This is a genomic window from Streptomyces sp. 8L (assembly GCF_020176795.1).
Taxonomy (GTDB): Bacteria; Actinomycetota; Actinomycetes; order Streptomycetales; family Streptomycetaceae; genus Streptomyces.
Window position 1 is genome coordinate 1 of the sequence record NZ_JAIUKE010000254.1, and the last position, 18,045, is coordinate 18,045.

The 18,045-nt window shown below is 73.7% G+C and carries 21 protein-coding genes; 3 read left to right on the forward strand and 18 right to left on the reverse strand.

Going from position 1 to position 18,045, the window contains the following annotated elements; genetic code table 11:
* Positions 1-91: 91 nt before the first annotated feature.
* The 7 genes from modA to LCE31_RS21250 form a co-directional block, all read right to left on the reverse strand.
* A complete protein-coding gene (modA, locus tag LCE31_RS21220; RefSeq protein WP_225016467.1) occupies positions 92-919 on the reverse strand; it encodes a molybdate ABC transporter substrate-binding protein in 828 nt (275 codons plus the stop codon).
* A 127-nt stretch (positions 920-1,046) separates the two neighbouring features.
* Positions 1,047-1,442, reverse strand: coding sequence for a TOBE domain-containing protein (locus LCE31_RS21225; RefSeq protein WP_225016469.1), 396 nt, complete (start codon positions 1,440-1,442; stop codon positions 1,047-1,049).
* Between the two features lie 99 nt (positions 1,443-1,541).
* On the reverse strand, positions 1,542-2,735 hold the full coding sequence (locus LCE31_RS21230) for a methyltransferase (RefSeq protein ID WP_225016471.1): 1,194 nt from the start codon (positions 2,733-2,735) through the stop codon (positions 1,542-1,544).
* 13 nt (positions 2,736-2,748) lie between these two features.
* Positions 2,749-3,009 (reverse strand): hypothetical protein, encoded by a 261-nt coding sequence (locus LCE31_RS21235; RefSeq protein WP_225016473.1) that lies wholly within the window; start codon positions 3,007-3,009, stop codon positions 2,749-2,751.
* Between the two features lie 206 nt (positions 3,010-3,215).
* Positions 3,216-4,433, reverse strand: a complete 1,218-nt coding sequence (manD, locus tag LCE31_RS21240) for a D-mannonate dehydratase ManD (RefSeq protein WP_225016475.1) — start codon at positions 4,431-4,433, stop codon at positions 3,216-3,218.
* Positions 4,434-4,747: 314 nt separating this feature from the next.
* Positions 4,748-6,904: a SpoIIE family protein phosphatase gene (locus tag LCE31_RS21245; RefSeq protein ID WP_225016477.1), complete on the reverse strand. Its 2,157-nt coding sequence runs from the start codon at positions 6,902-6,904 to the stop codon at positions 4,748-4,750.
* A 125-nt stretch (positions 6,905-7,029) separates the two neighbouring features.
* Positions 7,030-7,587, reverse strand: a complete 558-nt coding sequence (locus tag LCE31_RS21250; RefSeq protein WP_225016478.1) for a TetR/AcrR family transcriptional regulator — start codon at positions 7,585-7,587, stop codon at positions 7,030-7,032.
* A gap of 104 nt (positions 7,588-7,691) precedes the next feature.
* On the opposite strand from LCE31_RS21250, the gene LCE31_RS21255 reads away from it, so the two are divergent.
* On the forward strand, positions 7,692-8,150 hold the full coding sequence (locus tag LCE31_RS21255) for a nuclear transport factor 2 family protein (protein WP_225016480.1): 459 nt from the start codon (positions 7,692-7,694) through the stop codon (positions 8,148-8,150).
* Positions 8,151-8,408: 258 nt separating this feature from the next.
* Here LCE31_RS21255 and LCE31_RS21260 read toward each other — a convergent pair whose 3' ends face one another.
* Both LCE31_RS21260 and LCE31_RS21265 read right to left on the reverse strand, forming a co-directional pair.
* Positions 8,409-8,600 carry a ferredoxin gene (locus LCE31_RS21260; protein WP_225016484.1) on the reverse strand — a complete coding sequence of 64 codons (192 nt, stop codon included), beginning with the start codon at positions 8,598-8,600 and terminating at the stop codon, positions 8,409-8,411.
* 20 nt (positions 8,601-8,620) lie between these two features.
* Positions 8,621-9,838 carry a cytochrome P450 gene (locus tag LCE31_RS21265; RefSeq protein WP_225016485.1) on the reverse strand — a complete coding sequence of 406 codons (1,218 nt, stop codon included), beginning with the start codon at positions 9,836-9,838 and terminating at the stop codon, positions 8,621-8,623.
* Between the two features lie 168 nt (positions 9,839-10,006).
* Here LCE31_RS21265 and LCE31_RS21270 point away from each other — a divergent pair, with 168 nt between their 5' ends.
* Complete coding sequence (locus LCE31_RS21270) at positions 10,007-10,747, forward strand: TetR/AcrR family transcriptional regulator (RefSeq protein ID WP_225016487.1); 741 nt, start codon at positions 10,007-10,009, stop codon at positions 10,745-10,747.
* A 67-nt stretch (positions 10,748-10,814) separates the two neighbouring features.
* Here the strand turns inward: LCE31_RS21270 and LCE31_RS21275 are convergent, their stop codons facing one another.
* From LCE31_RS21275 to LCE31_RS21310, 8 genes are all read right to left on the reverse strand, one after another.
* The gene (locus LCE31_RS21275; protein WP_225016489.1) at positions 10,815-12,488 is read right to left on the reverse strand and encodes a complex I subunit 5 family protein; all 1,674 of its coding nucleotides are present in this window, start codon (positions 12,486-12,488) and stop codon (positions 10,815-10,817) included.
* A gap of 276 nt (positions 12,489-12,764) precedes the next feature.
* Complete coding sequence (locus LCE31_RS21280) at positions 12,765-13,112, reverse strand: sodium:proton antiporter (RefSeq protein ID WP_225016491.1); 348 nt, start codon at positions 13,110-13,112, stop codon at positions 12,765-12,767.
* A gap of 10 nt (positions 13,113-13,122) precedes the next feature.
* Entirely contained in the window at positions 13,123-13,944 is an 822-nt protein-coding gene (locus tag LCE31_RS21285; protein WP_225016493.1) for an MnhB domain-containing protein, read from the reverse strand.
* Positions 13,941-14,285, reverse strand: coding sequence for a Na(+)/H(+) antiporter subunit B (locus LCE31_RS21290; protein WP_225016496.1), 345 nt, complete (start codon positions 14,283-14,285; stop codon positions 13,941-13,943). Before LCE31_RS21290 ends, LCE31_RS21285 begins: the two co-directional genes overlap by 4 nt.
* Complete coding sequence (locus LCE31_RS21295) at positions 14,278-14,769, reverse strand: monovalent cation/H+ antiporter complex subunit F (RefSeq protein WP_308042286.1); 492 nt, start codon at positions 14,767-14,769, stop codon at positions 14,278-14,280. Before LCE31_RS21295 ends, LCE31_RS21290 begins: the two co-directional genes overlap by 8 nt.
* Complete coding sequence (locus LCE31_RS21300; protein ID WP_225016497.1) at positions 14,763-14,939, reverse strand: hypothetical protein; 177 nt, start codon at positions 14,937-14,939, stop codon at positions 14,763-14,765. Before LCE31_RS21300 ends, LCE31_RS21295 begins: the two co-directional genes overlap by 7 nt.
* Positions 14,940-15,110: 171 nt before the next feature.
* A complete protein-coding gene (locus LCE31_RS21305) occupies positions 15,111-16,292 on the reverse strand; it encodes a cation diffusion facilitator family transporter (RefSeq protein ID WP_225016500.1) in 1,182 nt (393 codons plus the stop codon).
* Between the two features lie 275 nt (positions 16,293-16,567).
* Complete coding sequence (locus LCE31_RS21310) at positions 16,568-16,786, reverse strand: hypothetical protein (protein ID WP_225016502.1); 219 nt, start codon at positions 16,784-16,786, stop codon at positions 16,568-16,570.
* 170 nt (positions 16,787-16,956) lie between these two features.
* Between LCE31_RS21310 and LCE31_RS21315 the strand changes: the two genes are divergently transcribed.
* On the forward strand, positions 16,957-17,301 hold the full coding sequence (locus LCE31_RS21315; protein ID WP_225016504.1) for a DUF6479 family protein: 345 nt from the start codon (positions 16,957-16,959) through the stop codon (positions 17,299-17,301).
* 84 nt (positions 17,302-17,385) lie between these two features.
* Here LCE31_RS21315 and LCE31_RS21320 read toward each other — a convergent pair whose 3' ends face one another.
* Positions 17,386-17,868 (reverse strand): flavin reductase family protein, encoded by a 483-nt coding sequence (locus tag LCE31_RS21320; RefSeq protein WP_225016505.1) that lies wholly within the window; start codon positions 17,866-17,868, stop codon positions 17,386-17,388.
* Positions 17,869-18,045: the final 177 nt, after the last annotated feature.

Genomic DNA, 18,045 nt, shown 5'->3' on the forward strand with positions numbered 1-18,045 from the left:
GCGCGGCGGTGGGTGCCCAAGGGGTGGGTGCCGTGCGGGTGCCCGACGAGGTCGCGGGACCCGGGCGGGCACAGGGCAAGGGCCCCTGCGGCTACGGCTGCTGGAAGCCCGCCTTCTGGAGGATGGCCTGGGCCTCGGGAGTGGCGAGCCACTTCACGAACGCCTGCGCCGCGGCGGACTGCTTGGAGTCCTTGATGGCGGCTGCCGGGTAGGACGCGACGGCGTTCTGGGCGTCGGGGATCGTGACGGTGTCGACCTTGCCGGGGGCGGTGGCCGCGTCGGTCTTGTAGACGATGCCGGCGTCCGCGCTGGTCTCGACCTTGGTGAGGACCGAACGGACGTCGGTCTCCTCGGACTTGGGGTGCACCGTGATGTGCTGCTTCTTCAGCACCTGGCCCGCGTAGTTGCCGACGGGCACCGAGGGCGCGGCGAGTACGACGGACAGCTTCGGGTTCGCCAGGTCCTTGAGTGTCTTGACGTGGTCCGGGTTGCCCTTCTGCGTCACGATCACGAGCCGGTTCTTGGCGATGATCGTGGAGGGGCCGACCTCGGACTTCGCGCTGTCCATGGTCTTGGTGTCGGCCGTGACCAGCACGTCGGCGGGCGCGCCCTGCTTCACCTGGGCGACGAGGTCCTGGGAGCCCGCGAAGGAGAACTTCACCTTCGTGCCCGGGTTCTCCTTCATGTACGTGTCGCCCGCGGTCTTGAACACGTCGGTCAGCGACGCGGCGGCGAGCACGGTCAGGTTAGCGGCCGGCGCCTTCCCCGAGCTCGCGGAGGCGGAGGGCGCCGCGGCGGCGGACGATCCCGAGTCGGCTTTCTTCCCGTTGTCGTCGCTGCTGCCGCAGGCCGCGGCGAGCGGCAGTACGAGCGCCGCGAGGGCGACGGCGGCGGAGCGGCGGCGGGTGACAAGAGACATGGGGCTGGGACTCCTTGGGCGTGGCGGGACCGCGAGGTCTCGCGAGCGGATGGGGCAGGAGCGCCGGGGACGGGCGACGCCGGTCGAACGACAGTGGCCGATTACGGGTCGGACACGCGGAGACGGGTCAGGTGCGGTCGATGTGCACGTTGGTGGACTTCACGCGGGCGGTGGCCCGCACGCCCACCTCCAGGCCGAGTTCCTCCACGGCCTCGCGGGTGAGCAGGGACACCAGCCGGTGCGGCCCTGCCTGGATCTCGACCTGGGCGGCCACGTCGCCGATCTTCACGGCGGTGACGATGCCGGGGAACGCGTTGCGCACCGAGGTGACGGAGGGTTCCTCGTCCTCGGTGTCGCTCTGGGCGATCTCCACGGAGAAGGCCGCGAGATCGCTTCCGACGATGACGCGACGGCCGGCGTCGTCGCGGTGCGTGGCCACCCGCCCTGCGTCGGCCCAGCGGCGTGCGGTGTCGGGACTCACCCCGAGCAGCCTGGCCGCCTGACCGATTGTGTACGACTGCATACGCGACAACATAGGCCGCCTGGCCTGGCATCTACAACTCTTCATGGCAAACTACATGGCAAATGAGAGGCCAGGCAGAGGAAAGCACAAGGGTACTTCTCAGGCTTTGACCGCACGCAGTAGGACGAACTTCGGGTCACTGGCGACAACCTCGCAATTGCCGAAAAGGCGACGGAGTTTCGCGTGATATCCGAGATGCCGGTTTCCGACGACCCAGAGTTCGCCGCCGGGCCGCAACGCGGTCTTCGATCCGGTGAACATGCGCCAGGCGGTCGTGTCCGTGGTGGCCTGGTGGCTGTGGAACGGCGGGTTGTTGAGGACGAGGTCCACGCTGCCCGCCGGCACGTCGCTCAGCCCGTCGCCGAGTACGAAGGCGGCCGGGGCGGCGGTGGCACCCGCGTTCTGTCCGAAGGTGGCCTCGGCGGACGCGACCGCCGCGTACGACTCGTCGATGAAGGTGATCCGGGCCCGGGGGTTGGCGAGGGCGGCCGCCGTGCCGACGACGCCGTTGCCGCAGCCGAGGTCGACCACGTGCTCGGGCCCGTGCCGCTCGGGCAGGTGGCGCAGGAAGAACCGGGTGCCGATGTCGAGCCGCTCCGCGCAGAAGATCCCGGCGTGGCCGACGACGGTCCGGCCGGACATGACGCCCACGTCCCCCGGCAGCGCGTACCGCGCGGGCCAGGGGTTGGCGGGGCGCGCCCGCCCCTCTCCGACGAGGTCCCCGGACGGGGTGGTGAGGATCAGGCGGGCTTTGCGTTCGGCGAGGCTGGTCCTGGTGGGCCCGAGGACGGTCTCGAAGAGGCGGAGGGTGGAGGTGTGGATCTCGGTGGTGCGGCCGGTCCCGACGACGAGCGTGCCGGGGTGGAGCGACGGCGCGAGCCGGTGCAGCTGGTCCTCCAGCAGGGCGAGGCTCCTGGGCACGCGGACGAGGAGTACATCGACGCTCTCGCGCTCGGGCGGTGTGGCGCGGGAGGAGTGCAGGCGTACGGCGCCGTGGTCGCTCCCGGCCCGCCGGAGGTTGGCGCGGGTGGCACGCTGGGTGAGGTACGAGTCCGTGATCTGCACGAGCGGGCCGGTGGTCAGCGTTTCGAGGCGGGCGGCCGCGAGGGCGGTGGTCACCGCTCCCCACCGGTCGCCCAGGACGACGACGGTGCCCGTCAGGTCGGCCCCGGTGTCCGCGAGGTGGCGCAGCGGGTAGCTGTCGGCGCTGTCCCAGGCGCGCAGGGGGTCGCGCGGGTCTTCCGGATGGCGCGTGAGGACGTACTCGCCCCAGGGTGTCGTGAAACCGTTCATGGTGGTGAAGAGGCTAGCCGTCGCGCGTACGGCCTCCGTCGTCGCGGTGGCGGGCCGCTCTGCGCGCGCTGTCGAGAGCGGCTTGCGCCTGGGTCCGGTTCAGCACAGCGGCGAACTCGGTCCTGGCGATCTCCAGGACCACCTCGGCGCTCGCCGGGGGCCGCGGGTGCTCGCGCAGGGCGATGTCCGCGGCGGCGCGGGCGAGGATGTCGTCGTCGGGCGCGGTGCCGGGTCTGGAGAGGGAGTGCAGCACTTGGAGCCAGAGGGCGGGCATGGCGTCACTTTCCTTCGTTCCCCGAGTGGACGGTCCGCCACCTTCTGTGACGAGCATGGCATGCGGCGCTCGACCGTACCGGCCGTTCGGCAAACAAACACGGCAGGGCCCGCCGGGGCGCGGGACGCCGCCGGCGGGCGCCCCGGCCCCGCGCCCGCGGCGCCCGGCGGCGGCTGTCACCAGTCGTGCAGCGCGCCGTGCTCGCCTCACCAGTCGTGCAGGGTGCCGTCCAGCAGCCGGTTGACCGGCAGGTAGGCCGGCTCGTACGGGAACCTCGCCGCCGCCTCCGCGTCGAAGTCGACCCCGAGGCCGGGCAGTTCGGACGGGCGCAGCATGCCGTCGGCGAAGGTGTACGACGGCCGGAAGACCTCCAGCGTCTCGTCCGTGTGCCGGGTGTACTCCTGGATGCCGAAGTTGTGCACGGCCAGGTCGAGGTGGACGGCGGCGGCCATGCCGACCGGCGAGATGTCGGCGGGCCCGTGTATCCCGGACTTCGCGCCGTGGACGGCGGCCAGGTCGAGGAGCTTGCGAAGGCCCGTCACGCCGCCCGCGTGGGTGACGGCCGAGCGTACGTAGTCGATGAGCCGCTCCGCCAGCAGCGGACCGTAGTCGTGGAGCGAGTTGAAGACCTCGCCGATGGCGAGCGGCGTGGTGGTGTGCTGCCGGACGAGCCGCAGCGCGGTCGGGTCCTCCGCCGGGGTGGCGTCCTCAAGCCAGAACAGGTCGTACGGTTCGAGGTCCTTGCCGAGCCGGGCGGCCTGGACGGGTGTCAGCCGGTGGTGCCCGTCGTGCAGCAGGGGCAGTTCGGGCCCGAACTCGGCGCGTACCGCTTCGAACACCCGCGGGATGTGGCGCAGGTAGGCGGCCGTGTCCCAGGTCTCCTCGTGCGGCCTCGGATGCCCGCCCGGCGCCCCACTCGCGGCGGAGCGCGTCGGGTCGTCCACGCCGTACACGGAGTCCAGGCCGGGAACTCCCGACTGGATGCGGACGGCGCGGAAGCCCTGGGCGCGCACCTGGCGCACGGAGTCGAGGACCTCGGGTATGTCGCGGCCCGACGCGTGCCCGTAGGTGAGGGCGCCGGCCCGGGACGCGCCGCCGAGCAGCTGGTAGAGCGGCATGCCTGCGGCCTTCGCCTTGATGTCCCACAGCGCGGTGTCGACGGCCGCCACGGCCGCCATCGTCACCGGCCCCCGGCGCCAGTAGGCGCCCCGGTAGAAGTACTGCCAGGTGTCCTCGATGCGGCTCGCGTCCCGCCCGGCCAGCAACGGGGCGGCGTGGTCCCGGAGATAGGACGCGACGGCCAGCTCCCGGCCGTTGAGGGTGGCGTCGCCGACACCGGTGAGACCGTCCTCCGTGGTGATGCGCAAGGTGACGAAGTTGCGGCCGGGGCCGGTGACGATGGTGTCGGCTGCGATGATCTTCATTCGGGCGCGGCTCCTGTCATGCGTACGAGGGCAATCGGTACGAGGCGAATCGGTACGAGGCGAAGCAAGGCGGGGCGAGAACGGCCTGGGGCGGGCGTGCTGTCCGGGACCAGCATGCCCGGCGGCGCCCTCTCCCCGCGATCTCCGCGACAGGCCAGGACGGACGGAACCCGTCCGCCGCCGGGAAACGCCCGTGGTGCCAGGGGCGTTGGCGCGGGAGGTGGCGCCCGGGCGCGGGAGCGGCTTCGACGCGAGGACACGGAGGCGGCCCGCGCACCCTCCGCCGCGTGGGCCGCGTCAGGTGACCCGCGTGTTCACGGGCGCCGCTGCGCGGCGGCCTCCCGTGGGCTCAGGACGCGGGTGCCGGCCAGCAGGAGCGCGACGTCGTCCTCCGACCGCGGGAGCTGCCGGGCACCGCCGCCTGCTTCCTCGCCGACGGCGCGCACGGCCCGCGCCCTGCGCGCGCGGCGGGGCGCCAGCGTCACGGTCACGTGCGAGCAGAGCGCCTCCAGCGACGGCGCGGACCAGGACAGTGCCTCCGCCAGGCGGCCGAGCCCGTCGTCGATGTCGGCGGTACGGGTCTCGACGAGGCCGTCCGTGTAGAGGGCCACGACGCTGTCCTCGGGCAGCTCGACCGTGATGGACCGGTAGGCCGCCGTGCCCAGACCGATCGGCGGCCCCGGCGGCACGGAGACGAAGGAGACGGTGCCGTCCGGGAGGCGGATGGCGGGCGGCGGGTGGCCCGCGGAGGCGAAGGTGCACCGGCGGGTCACCGGGTCGTAGACCGCGTAGGCGCAGGTGCAGCTCATCACCGGCCCGGCGGGGCCGCCCTCGCTCTCTCCCTCTCCCGTCATCTGCAGGACCCGCCGGTCGAGCCGGGCGAGCAGCGCCTCCGGCGGCAGGTCCAGGTCAGCGAGGGTGCCCATGACGGTACGGAGCTGGCCCATCAGCGCCGCCGCGTTGATGCCGTGTCCGACGACGTCGCCGATCATCAGGCCGACCCGGGCGTCCGGCAGCGGGATCACGTCGAACCAGTCGCCGCCGACGCCTTCATGGATGTCGGCCGGCAGGTAGCGCGACGCCAGCTGGACCGCGGGCCCGCCCCAGAGCCGGTCCGGCAGCAGGTTGCGCTGGAGGGCCACGGCGGCCTCGCGCTCGCGTGTGTAGCGGCGCGCGTTGTCGAGGCTCAGCGCGGCCCGTTCCGCGAGCTCCTCGATCAGCAGGAGGTCGTCGCGCGAGAACGGCGTCCGGTTCTCCGTACGGATGAACACGGCCTCCCCCAGAATCACCCCGCGCGCCTTGAGCGGAACGATGATCAGGGAGTGCATGCCGGTCTCGGCGGCCGTCCGCGCACGCTGCGGGTCCCTCCCGAGCCAGGTGTCGAGCGAGGTGTCGAGGACCGGCTCGAAGTGCGTCTCACCCGACAGCAGGGCCCGGGTGAAGGGAGAGGTCGAGGGGACGAAGACCGGCTCGCCGACCCGCCAGGGGGACTCCGGGACGCCCTGGTGCACCGAGGCCATCCCGGCGCGGCGGAAGACGGGGACGCTCGCCCCTGCGGCGGGCCCCTTGAGGGGCTCGTCGCCGAGGGGAACGGTGTCCCCGAGGTCGACCGTGACGTAGTCGGCCAGCAGCGGCACCGCCGCGTCGGCCAGTTCCTGGGAGGTCTGGATGACGTCGAGCGTCGTGCCGATGCGGCTGCCGACCTCGCCGAGGGTGAGCAGATGCTGGCGCGCGAGCGACTTCTCGATGTCGGTGGCCATGTTGCACACGCCCATCGGCTGCCCGTCGGCGCCGTCGAGGCGGAAGTAGGTGGAGGAGAGGACCCGGTCCTCCTCCTCGCCGGGCACCCGCCAGGTGTACTCGCGCTCGACCACGGGCTCGCCCGTCTTGAGGACCTGCCGCATGGCGTCGACGATCTCGCGGCCGGGCGCACCCGGCTGTACCTCGGTCATCAGCCGGCCGAGCCGCTGCCTGCGCAGCAGGCCGTCCTGGCGCGCCGCTGTGCTGTTCAGCCAGACGCACCGCAGATCCGTGTCCCAGATGGACAGGCCGACCGGGGCGCGCGCGAGGAGCGCCGCCGCGACGGGCGACCGGGCCGGCGGCCAGGCGGACACGCCCGAAGGGTCCGTCGCGGACACCAGCCAGTCGGTCCTGTCGTCCCCGAGGAGCGGCTGGACCTCCACGAGGACCTTGATCGCCGCTCCGCTCCCCGACCGCAGATAGGCGAGGCCCGACCAGGGCTGCCTGGCCCTGGCCCGCTCCTGCCAGACCGCCGCGCGCCCGGTGTCGCCGCCGGCCAGGAGCTCCGTGACGGACCGGCCCACGACGTCGGCGGCGCGGGGGCCGCGGGCGCGCTCGGCCACCGCCGTCCACGCGAGGATGGTGCCCTCGGCGTCGACGACCGCGGTCGCCGCCTCGGCGAGGCCTGTCGCGTCGGGCTCCGCCCACTCTTCCTGTATGGATTCGGCCATCACCTGCGTCCCGTCGCCTGGCGTGCTGGCGCGCGGTCGGCTGACCGCCGCCCTGTCCCGCGTGTACGGACCCTTTCCGCCCGTGCCTTCAATACTGCGCCAGGTGGGGCCCGGGCGCGGCTCGGTCAGGCGGGGACGGCCGCCAGCAGTGTGGACGCCGCCGCACGGGCCTGGGCCGCGGGCCGCGGGGTGCCGCAGATGCCCGCTGTCACCATGGCGCCCTCGGCGAGCAGCAGCAGGTGGTCCGCCGTCTCGCCGGGCAGGCCCGCCGCTTCGACGAGCTCGGTGAGGTACGAGCGGAACGCGGCCTTGTGGGCGCGGGCGAGCCCGGCGACGGCCTCGCTGGTGGCGCCGAGCTCCCCGTACGCGTTGATCCAGGCGCAGCCCCGGAAACCGGGCTCGGCGAACCACTCGCCGAGGTGGTCGAAGACCGCGAGGACGCGGGCCCGGGGGTCGCTCTCGCGGTCGACGCGGTCCGCGAGCCGCTGCCGCCACGCGAGGTCCCTGCGCTCCAGATACGCGTGGACCAGCTGGTCCTTGGCCGGAAAGAGCTGGTAGAGGCGCTTGAGGGACACTCCGGACGCGGTGCGTATCTCGTCCATGCCCACCGTCTGGATGCCACGTCCGTAGAACAGCCGCTCCGCCGCGTCCAGCGCCTGCCGCCGGGCGGCCGTGCCATCCATGGTGCTGTCCCCTCCCTCGTCGGCGCTTGACCGGACATCCGGTGATCCATACGGTATCAGCGGATGGGAGAACGACGGTTCTCCCCAGGTCGGAAGGCAGTTCCATGAGCGCTCGCCCACCGTTTCCCCCCTTCACCGCCGAGACGGCGCGGCAGAAGGTCCAGGCCGCCGAGGACGCCTGGAACACCCGCGATCCCGAGAAGGTCTCACTCGCCTACACCGAGGATTCGGTGTGGCGCAATCGCGACCGGTTCGTCACCGGGCGCGCGGAGATCGTGGCGTTCCTGACGGACAAGTGGCGGCGGGAGCTCGACTACGCGCTGCGCAAGGAGCTGTGGGCGTTCGAGGGCAACCGCATCGCCGTGCGCTTCCAGTACGAGAGCCGCGACGCCTCCGGGCAGTGGTGGCGCTCGTACGGCAACGAGCTGTGGGAGTTCGACGAGCGGGGCCTGATGGCCCGGCGCGAGGCGAGCATCGACGACGTGCCCATCGAAGAGGACGAGCGCCGTATTCACGGACCACGCCCCGAGGCGGAGCACGGGGTGCCGTTCCCTGTGCGGTGAGCGCCGGTGCTCGGCCTCGGGCGTGGGGGGGGGGCCGGGGGGGGGGGGGCGGCGGGGGGGGGGGGGGGGCGCGGGGGGGGCCCCGGCCCCCCCCCGGCCCCCCCCCCCCGGCGGCCCCCGCCCCCCCCCGGCCCCGCCCCCCCCCCGGGGGGGCCCCGGGGGGGGCCGCCCCGGGGGGGGGGGGGGGGGGGGGGGCCGGGGGGGGGGGCCCCGGCCGGGGGGGGGGCGCCGGCGGGGGGGGGCCACGTCGCCCGGGTCCTACTCGGCCACGCGCACCGCCCCCGAGGGACAGAGCACGCCGGCCTCGCGCGCCGATGCCTGGGCCTCCTCGCCGGGGGCGGCGGCCAGCACCGTCACCACGCCGTCGTCGTCCTGGTCGAAGACCTCCGGCGCCGTCAGGGCGCACAGGCCCGCCCCCACACAGACCTCACGGTCGGCCGTCACACGCATGGCTGCTCCTTTCGCCGCGGTCACCAGGTGACCGGCAGTTCGTTCACGCCCTGGATCGTCGTACCCGGGCGCAGGGTCAACCGTTCCACCGGAACGGCCAGTCGCAGGTTCGGCAACCGCTCGAACAGCGCCCGCAGGATGACCTCCAGTTCGAGGCGGGCCAGGTTCTGGCCGAGGCACTGGTGCACCCCGTAGCCGAACGCGAGGTGGTGGCGCGCGTCGCGCCGCACGTCGAAGGTGTCCGGGTCGGTGAACACCGAACTGTCCCGATTGGCGATGGAGTTGGTGACGATGACGCCCTCGCCCGCCCGGATGCATTGGCCGTCTATCTCGATGTCGGCCGTCGCGATGCGCCCGCCCGCGATGTCCGCGATCGCGAGGTAGCGCAGCAACTCCTCCACCGCGCCCGGGACCAGTGCCGGGTCGTCACGCAACGCGGCGTACTGCGCGGGGTGTTCCAGCAGGGTGATGACGCTGAGCGAGGTCATCGACGCCGTCGTCTCATGGCCCGCCACCAGCAGCAGGATGGCGGTGGAGACCAGCTCCTCCCGGTCGATCGTGCCCTTCTCCAGCTGCTCGGTGACCAGCGTGCTCAGCAGGCCGGGCCCGGGCTCGTCGCGCAGGGAGTCGACCAGGCCGCCCAGATAGGCCTCCAGATCGTTCCTGGCCGCCCGGGCGCCCTCCGCGTCCGGGGACTGGATCAGCCTCCTGCTGGCGTCCTGGAAGAAGTCGTGATCGGCGTAGGGCACGCCGAGCAGCCGGCAGATCACCATCGAGGGGACGGGCAGGGCGAACTGGCTGACGAGGTCGGCGGTCGGCCCGGAGGCGATCATCTCGTCCAGGAAGCCGTGCACGATCTGCTCGACGTCGGCCCGCATGTTCTTGATGCGCCGTACGGTGAACTCGCTGATGGTCATGCGGCGCTTCGGCCCGTGTGCGGGCGGGTCCAGGCTGATGAAGGCCGGCTTGCGGTCCCGGAAGGTCGCCACCCGCCCCGAGGTCGCGGGGAAGTCGTCGTGCGTCCGGTCGGACGACAGCCGGGGGTCGGACAGCAGCTTCCGCGCCGTCTCGTACCCGGTCACGAGCCAGGCCTCCCGGCCGTCGTACAGGGTGACCCGCTGCAACGACCCCTCCTGTTCCCGGAGGTCGTTGTACTGGTCGGGCAGGGCGTAGGGGCACGTGCGGTCGCTGGGGAATGCGGGGGCGCCTGACGGCGGCGTCGTAACGGTCTCGGTCATCGGTCCCTCGATGTGCTCGACGCTTGAGGGGTCCCTGGGGTGTGAGCGTCCGACGAGGTCGCAGGGCACCACGCAAAGACCTCCTAAAGAACGGTCAGTTCTCTAATGAGAGGCTAGGCTTACTCACCTGAGATCCACAACGGTGCTTTCGACAAATGGCCGGGAGTCATGCCTCCAACCAACGGGGACGCGCCGGACCGATCGGCCGGCGACCATCGCAGGAACCCCCGCCGCCGGGGTGAGGAGCTGGAGAACGCCATCCTGCGTGCGGTCGTCGAGGAGCTGGCCGAGGTCGGCTACGCGGGACTGACGATGGAGCGCGTGGCCGTGCGGGCTCGGACCGGCAAGGCCGCCCTGTACCGCCGGTGGCCCAGCCGCGCCGAACTCGTCATCGACGCCTGCTCGGCCAACCGCCTGTCCGACGGCGACCTGCCCGATACGGGCGCCCTGCGCACCGACGTCATCGCCGCGCTGCGGCAGATCTCCGCCAAACTGGCCACGCCGCACGGGGACATCCTGCGCGGCCTGCTCACCGAGGTCGTGCGCGATCCCGAGTTCGCCCGGCTGGTTCGCGAGAAGGTGCAGGCCGCTGGCCCCGGGCCGATCCAGGGCATCCTGTGGCGTGCCGTCGACCGGGGCGAGATCGAGGCGTGGGTTCCCACGTCGCGGCGCGCCACCGTGGCGGTCGACCTGCTCCGCAACCACTACCTGCTGCACGGGGCCCCGGTCACGGAGAGCGTCATAGCCGAGATCGTGGACGACGTCTACCTGCCCCTCCTGCTCGCGCCGCCGAACACCCCCTCGGCCCCGGCGGGGGAAGACAGCGCGGCGGACGCCTGGCCGGAAGTGCCCGGCGCGGCAGGGCCTTCCCGGCCCGCGGGCCGCCCGGGGGTGGGTACGACGGGCTGACGGCCCGGTGTGACGGGACGCGTTCCGCGGGTACCGCCGGCGGTCGGACAAGCGCGCCGCGTGCGCGTCAGCCGACCACGCCCGGCAGCGCCAGAGCGCCGAGCAGGGCCATCCCGACGAGCATCCAGGCGACATAGTCCCCGACGTGCCCGGAGTGCAGGCGCCGCAGAGGAGCCGTCAGGTCGCGGGCGCGGGAGCGGTGCGGGCCGCGTACGGCGTACGCGGCGAGTCCCGCGGCCAGGCATGTCGAGAGGACGCCGAGGAGCACGCCGTGGAGGCTCCACACGGCGGGGGCTGTGGCCCCGCCGGGCAGTGCGGCGTCCACCGCGCCCGCGACGGCGCGCGCCACGGCGGGCACGGACCCGGCGAGCAGGCAGCCGAGGAGGAGCGCGGTCGGGACAGCGAGCATTGTGGCGGGGACCCGCGTGAGCGTGGCCGTGGACTCGGGCTCCTCGTCCTCGCCGCTCGTCTCGTACGCGTGGCGGTCGGGCGGCGGGGCACCGCGTACGCCGACGATGCGGGGGCCGAAGACACGCGCGGCGGCCCGCAGCACGGCTCCGCCGGTGACGGCGGAGGCCACCACGAACACCACGGTCAGCCAGGGTCCCGACGCCTCCTCGGCGAGCGCCTTGCCCAGCGCGGTGCCGAACGGCGGCAGACCGGCGAGCGCGAGTCCGCCCGCGGTGAACAACACCGCCACGAGGGGCAGTTCGCGTCCCTTGCCGTGGAGCTCGTGCTCATCGACGCTGCCGTACCGGTCGAGGAGGGTGCCGACGCAGGCGAACAGCCCGGCCTTGGCACCCGCGTGCCCGACCACATAGAGGGCGATGCCGCTCGTACCCGCCGGGGTCAGCGCCCCGAGGCCGATCAGGAACAGCCCGGTGTGGGAGACGGTCGAGTAGGCGAGCATCCGCTTGAGATGGCGCTGCTTCCAGCACATGACGGCACCGACCAGGGCGGACACCGTGCCCAGGGTGATCAGGGCGCGTCCGGCGTCGGCGTGGGGCACACCACCGGGCCCGGCGAACACCGTCCAGTACACCCGCGTCACGCCGTACGCCCCGAGTTCGACCATCACGCCGGACAGCAGCATGCACACCGGGGTGGGCGCGACGGCGTGCGCGTCGGGCAGCCAGAAGTGGAACGGCACGGTCGCGGCCTTGACCAGGAACCCGGTCAGGACGAGCACGAACCCGGCGAGCACCAGCCCGTCGGGGCCGCCCTGCCGGTCGAGAGCGCGGCCCACGGCCCGCATGCCGAGTTCGCCGGTCCGCGCGTACAGCAGGATGATGCCCGTCAACGTGGCGTACGCGCCCAGGGAGTTGACGACGCCAAAGGTGAAGGCGCCCTGCACGGCCCGCGCCTCCTCCACCCGGTAGCCGGTCAGCGCGTACGCCACCACGCTCATCAGCTCGAAGAAGACGAACGCGTTGAACAGGTCCCCGGTGAGCACGAATCCGCACATGCCCGCCTGGAACAGCAGCACGAGCGCCGAGAACGACCCCGCGTGGGCGCGTGGCGGCTCGTCGAAGTACCGCCAGGCATAGGCGAGAACGGCGAGGACGAGCAGCGACACCAGCGCGGCGAGGCCGAGTCCAGGATGGTCGCCGGTCAGCACGATGCCGACGCTGTGTCCGTGCACCGGTGTCCAGCCGCCGACCCACTCGGTCAGCGGGTCAGCGGCGGAGGTGCCCGCGAGCAGCGCGAGGGAGAGCGCGGCCGGGGCGGCGGCGAAGACCACACCGACGCTCTCCGCGACCCGGCGGGGCAGCCGCCGGCCGAGGGCGGCGAGCAGCGGGGGGGGGGGGGGGGCCGCCCCGCCCGCGCCGCGCCGCCCGGGCGGGGGGGGGGCGGCGGCGGGCGGGGGGGGGGGGGGGGGCGGGGGGGCGGGGGGGTGGGGGGGCGCCCCCCACCCCCCCCCCGCGCCCCCCCCCGGGGGGGGGCCGCCGCCCCCCGGGGGGGGCGCCCCGCGGGGCGCCTACCCGCGCCCCCGCGACGATCAGCGGCAGGAGCCGGTTCATCCGCGCAGCTCGGAGAGGTGGTCGGGGTCGACGGTGCCGTGGCGCTTGTCGATCTGGATGACGAGTGCCAGCAGCAGCGCGGTCAGGGTGGCCCCGACGACGACGTCGGTGAGGCTGAGCGCCTGGACGATCGGGTCGACGAGCGGGCGCGACCCCGGCTTCAGGTCGGAGAAGACGGGCGCCGTGCCGCCCTCGCGGTATCCGACCGCGAGCAGCAGTACGTAGGTGGAGGACTGGCACACGGAGAGGCAGCCCACGGCGTGGATCAGGTTCTTGCTGGTGGCGAGGCCGTAGACGCCGACGAGGAAGATCCAGGCGGCGACCAGGTAGGGCAGCAGTGACATCGGGGCCTGCTCACTTTCCGTTCTCGGGCGGCCGGATGCCCGGGCCGATCCGGCTGCCGCCCGGCGCGCCGTCCGGCCGTTCCCGGCCGCCCGGCCGGCCGCCGGGCCGGCGTTCGATCTCCAGGGCCTGGTCGAGGAAGCGGGCGAGGAGCACGACGACCGCCGAGGCCACCTCCACGCCGATGGCCGCGTTCAGCAGCGGAACGGTCCCGCCGGAGGCGAGGGTGTTGAACGTTCCGAGCGGCACGAAGTTCGCGAGGAACGAGGTGCCGGCCAGCGCGCCGGCGATACCGAGCATGAGGTACGCGCCCTCGCCCGCGGCGTCCGCGATCTCGTACAGGGCGAGGGGCCTGATCCGCTCCAGGGCGCGGTAGTCGACGGCGATGTACAGCATGTGCAGGGCCGTGGCGATCACCACACCGCCCTGGAAGCCGCCGCCGGGGCTGAGCTGCCCGTGGGCGACGATGTAGATCCCGGCGACGAGGGTGACGGGGACCAGCAGCAGGGCATGGCGGCGTACCGCGGGGTGGACGCGCGCCGGACGGGGCGTCACCGTTCGTTCGTCACGGGTCTGCCGCAGCAGGACGACGGTGCCGAGCACGGCTCCGAAGAGGATGGACTCCTCGCCGAGGGTGTCGAAGGCGCGCTGGTCGAAGTTGACGGAGGAGATCACGTTCGCGGTCCGGTGGGCCAGCGAGGCGTGCACCGCGCGGGTGCCGTAGGGATGGTGCGGCTGCCCGAAGTGCGGGAGGCCCGTACAGGCCCAGACGAGCAGTGCGGCGACGCCGAGGGCGCCGACGGCGAGCGTCCACAGCCGCCCCCTGCGGCTCACCGCCGCTCCCCCGCGCCGCCCGGCTCCGGCCCCTCGGCGGGACGTCCGGCCCGCCCGCTCCCGCCGGGTCCCGCGGGCCGCGTCGGCTCCTGCTCCGGCCGGGCCGGTGCGCGGCGGATCTTGCGTACGGACAGCAACAGCAGCAGTGGTGTGAGCGCCGACCCGACGGCGAGCTGGGAGAGTGCCACGTCGGGGGCCTGGAGGACGAGGAAGAGGACCGCGAGGCTCAGCCCGAGCAGGGACAGGACCAGCGCCTGCCGGGCCGGATCGCGGACGAGGGCGGCGGCCGTCGCGGCGGCCGCGACCAGCAGCAGCGCGACGACGATCAGGGTGTCAGTCATGGCCCACCGTTTCCCGGGTGTCGGGCGCCTGCGGGGCTCCGGGCAGGGGGCGGGCCCGCAGTGCCTTGGACGAGACCTGGTTTCCCGCCACCAGCAGCACCCCGATGAGGACGGTCTTCACGGTCGCCCTGCCGGGCGTCGTGACCGCGCACAGCGCGACGGCGACGGCGACCGCGGCGGCGACCCCGGCCACGTCGGTGGCGCGCCCGCGCGGCGGGTCCGCCGCCAGTTCCTCGGCGAAGAGCCGGGCGTAGATCAGCGTGCCCGCCGGGCCGAGCAGGGCGAGCAGCAGCGCCGCGTCCAGGTACGCCGACGGCCGGTCGAACCCCTGCGCCAGCAGCATCAGCACCAGGCAGACCAGCAGGGTGGCGACGTTCTGGGCCACGACGCGCCGCCGTACGGGCCCGCTCGCCGCGCCCCACAGCGCCGGCCCCACCCCGCAGACCAGGCCGGCGGTGGCCGCCAGCAGCCAGCCGTTCACCACCGCCCCACCGCCCGCCGTGCGCCGACGGCCGCGACGGCGCCTACCAGGGCCGCGGGTACGCCGACGGCCCACTCCGTCCCGTCCACCGGGCCGATCAGCACCAGCCACAGCGCCACGAGCACGGCCCACCACGCGGCGGCTTCAACAGCGAGAGCGGCTCTGTGCGCCATGGGTCCTCTCCCTCCACTCACGGCTGCCCCGGGGGCCCGGACGGCCTTCACTCACGGCTGCCCCGGGCCCGGCCATGAAAGCACCGGGTCCCCGGCGGCCCCGGGACGACGCGCGGGACCGCTGTCCGCGTCGACCCCTCCCCCGGGCCGGTGCCGTCCCGAACCGCGTACTCACCGCCGCTGTTCGACGCGGGACCGGCCGGCGGCGGGCGCCTCGGTGATGTCGAGGAAGACCTGGTCGGCCTCGGGCCAGGTCTCGGTGACCTCGCGTTTGATCCGCTCGCAGACCAGCTCCACCCGTTCGCTGTCCATCCCGGGCACCAGGTCGACCCGGGCGGCCACCAGGGCGGTGTCGAGGCCGAGCTTCATCGTCAGCAGGGCCGCGACGTTGTCGATCTCGGGCTGTTCTGTCAGGAGGCCGCGGATGCGGTCGCGTGTCTCTTTGTCGACCGCCTCGCCGATCAGCTGGCCGCGGGCGTCCGAGCCCAGGCGGTAGGCGATGTAGACGAGGAGGGCGCCGATGGCGAACGAGGCACTCGCCTCCCACACGATGTTCCCGGTGATCCAGTGCAGCGCCATGCCCAGCATGGCGAGCACGACACCGAGTACGGCGGTGGAGTCCTCGGCGAGCACGGTGCGCAGCGTCGGGTCCTGCGCGGCGCCTTTCTTCGAGGCGCGCAGCTGGAGCACGGCCCGGGTGAGCGAGGTGCCCTCCGCCACCAGCGCGACGGCGAGCACGATCAGGCCCACGATGTAGCCGGTCGTCTTCTCGTTCTCGCCGGAGCGGAGCGCCTCCGCGCCCTGGAAGACCGAGAAGCAGCCGCCCATGACGAAGATGCCGACAGCCGCGAGCAGCGCCCAGAAGTAGCGCTCCTTGCCGTAGCCGAAGGGGTGGTCGCTGTCGGGCTTCTTGCGGCTGCGCTTCAGGGACGCCAGCAGGAAGACCTCGTTGAGCGAGTCGGCGACGGAGTGGGCCGCCTCCGACAGCAGCGCGGGGGAGCCGGAGAGCAGCCCGCCCGCGGCCTTGGCGACGGCGATGACGAGGTTGGCCGCGAGGGCGACGAGGACGGTGACGCGGGTCTTGCCGTCGGCCTTCTCGCCGGTGGCCTCAGTAGTCTCATCGGCGTCCGCGTCCTGCGCAGCCGGCGCGGCCTCGGTCGCCTCGGTGGTCTGCGCGGTCTGCGCGGCCTCGGTGGTCTGCGCGGCTTGCGCAGTCTCCGTGGTCTCTTCGGCTGGCGCAGCCGACGCGGTCTCCCCGGCCCCGCTCGGGCCCGCGCGCTCCCCGGCGGGGTGCTCGGCGCGGTCCGTGCGCCCGTACGCGGTATCCGTGGTCTGCGGCCGTTCCCTGTTCAATCGCCCCACCCCGTCTCTGCCCCCGCCGTGCGCGAGGGGCCTCGTCTGCCGGACGTGCGGCGCGAGACCCCCGGGACAACGGCGGTACGGCGGCCGGACCGTCACGCCGCCGCGCGCCACCCGCCGCCGGGGACCGGGGCGGGCGGCGCGCGGTCACGGGAACGGGTCGGCCGCACCGACGCGAGAACGGGGCATCACCGGCGCGTCACCGGCCGCCCCAGCACACCCGCTGGGCGCGTCGGGGACGGGCCGGTGTGCGCGCCGTACGCGCACGGTCACCGCGTGCCCGGGGCCTCCGCGCGCAAACGCCGCACGGCCCGCGTGCGGCGGCCGCGCGCCGTCAGCGCGGTCCACGGCTGCCACCTGCGGCGCGCACGCCGGGTGTCGGGGCCGGGCTCGCGCATCATCACTTCCTCGAAGCGTCCCATCGCGACGACGACACCGAGCATCGCGGGCGGGAAAAGAACGCCGCACAGCATGGGTATGAGACCCACGGTCCAGCCCCTTTCCTGAATCGGCGGGCGGTTCGGGCATCGGTCGAGTGCCTCGGCGGGCGGTACGCAAACACCCGATGGGCACGCTCTTCACCCGGCTGGGTGAAGAAAACGCCGCTCACGGCCGAGCCCTGGTCATCACCTGCGGTCAACGGGGTACCCGGATGACCATGAACCCACAGCACACACTTCACGCACACGACGTCGTCCTCGCCACGGGCAATTCGGCCGGCGTCTGGGCGTTCGTGATCGGGCTGGTCGTGGTGCTCATCCTGATCGGGGGCTTCTGGCTGGGTTTCCGCCGCAGGTCGGAGTTCAACCGCCATCCGAGGCCGAAGGACCAGCCGCACAAACCGGAGCACCAGAGCCACCTGGAGGGTGACGCCGAGTCCAACGAGACGTTCCCCGCCGACGGCGGGCGGCTGCTGCCGCACGAACTCGGCGGCCACGGCGAGGACGTCAAGCCGCACCACGACCGTGAGGACAAGCCCCAGGGCCCGCCGCCGCTGGCCTGACCCTGCCGGGCAACAGGACCGGGCCTGTGGCGGGCCCGGCCCGGCCCGCACGGCGGACGCGCCCGGGCCACCCGGCGGCCCGGTTCATCCGGCCGGGTGGCCCGGGGTGATGTCGAGGCAGTCCGCGAGGGTGAGCACGCTGCCGCGCCGCGTTCCCCGTTCCACCGCCGAGGCGACGGGCGTCAGCAGGTGGCCGACATGGTCGCCGCCGTCCGTCCGGCCCTCGATCCGGCCCACGTACCAGGCGGGCACACCGGCGAGCAGGGGCACGCCCTCGGGCCCGGCCGACCAGCGGGCCTGAGCGAACTTGTCGGTGTCGTCCCCGGTCCGTCCCCCGAAGAGCTCGGCGAGGGGACGCTGGCCGGGCCCCAGCAGATGCACCCCGAGGTACGCGGCACGGGACGCCACCCGGTAGGTGAGGTTCGCCTTCGAGAGCCACACCATGTGGCGCTCCGGTTCGATGGAACACTGCGCGGCGAACCCGACGAGGCAGCCGGCGAGCCGGCCCCCGGCCGCCGCGGTCACGACGTGCATCGGGCCGTCTTCCAGATCGGCCATCCCGGTCATGGCGTACTCCTTCCCAGCGGCGTGCCGCACGCCCCGCACGGTGGGGCCGGTCCTTCTCGTCGGCTCCGGATCAGGAGCTCGTGTGTCGGCCCCGGATCAGGAGCCCGCGTGGTGGCGGGCGGCCCTGGCGCAGTGCGCACAGGGCTCGCACACGTGCCCTGCCCCGCCCCTAGGCCC

Coding starts and splice junctions, on each gene's coding strand:
- modA (WP_225016467.1), bottom strand. CDS start 919: ATGTCTCTTGTCACCCGCCGCCGCTCCGCCGCCGTCGCCCTCGCGGCG.
- LCE31_RS21225 (WP_225016469.1), bottom strand. CDS start 1,442: ATGCAGTCGTACACAATCGGTCAGGCGGCCAGGCTGCTCGGGGTGAGT.
- LCE31_RS21230 (WP_225016471.1), bottom strand. CDS start 2,735: ATGAACGGTTTCACGACACCCTGGGGCGAGTACGTCCTCACGCGCCAT.
- LCE31_RS21235 (WP_225016473.1), bottom strand. CDS start 3,009: ATGCCCGCCCTCTGGCTCCAAGTGCTGCACTCCCTCTCCAGACCCGGC.
- manD (WP_225016475.1), bottom strand. CDS start 4,433: ATGAAGATCATCGCAGCCGACACCATCGTCACCGGCCCCGGCCGCAAC.
- LCE31_RS21245 (WP_225016477.1), bottom strand. CDS start 6,904: ATGGCCGAATCCATACAGGAAGAGTGGGCGGAGCCCGACGCGACAGGC.
- LCE31_RS21250 (WP_225016478.1), bottom strand. CDS start 7,587: ATGGATGGCACGGCCGCCCGGCGGCAGGCGCTGGACGCGGCGGAGCGG.
- LCE31_RS21255 (WP_225016480.1), top strand. CDS start 7,692: ATGAGCGCTCGCCCACCGTTTCCCCCCTTCACCGCCGAGACGGCGCGG.
- LCE31_RS21260 (WP_225016484.1), bottom strand. CDS start 8,600: ATGCGTGTGACGGCCGACCGTGAGGTCTGTGTGGGGGCGGGCCTGTGC.
- LCE31_RS21265 (WP_225016485.1), bottom strand. CDS start 9,838: ATGACCGAGACCGTTACGACGCCGCCGTCAGGCGCCCCCGCATTCCCC.
- LCE31_RS21270 (WP_225016487.1), top strand. CDS start 10,007: ATGCCTCCAACCAACGGGGACGCGCCGGACCGATCGGCCGGCGACCAT.
- LCE31_RS21280 (WP_225016491.1), bottom strand. CDS start 13,112: ATGTCACTGCTGCCCTACCTGGTCGCCGCCTGGATCTTCCTCGTCGGC.
- LCE31_RS21290 (WP_225016496.1), bottom strand. CDS start 14,285: ATGACTGACACCCTGATCGTCGTCGCGCTGCTGCTGGTCGCGGCCGCC.
- LCE31_RS21300 (WP_225016497.1), bottom strand. CDS start 14,939: ATGGCGCACAGAGCCGCTCTCGCTGTTGAAGCCGCCGCGTGGTGGGCC.
- LCE31_RS21315 (WP_225016504.1), top strand. CDS start 16,957: ATGAACCCACAGCACACACTTCACGCACACGACGTCGTCCTCGCCACG.
- LCE31_RS21320 (WP_225016505.1), bottom strand. CDS start 17,868: ATGACCGGGATGGCCGATCTGGAAGACGGCCCGATGCACGTCGTGACC.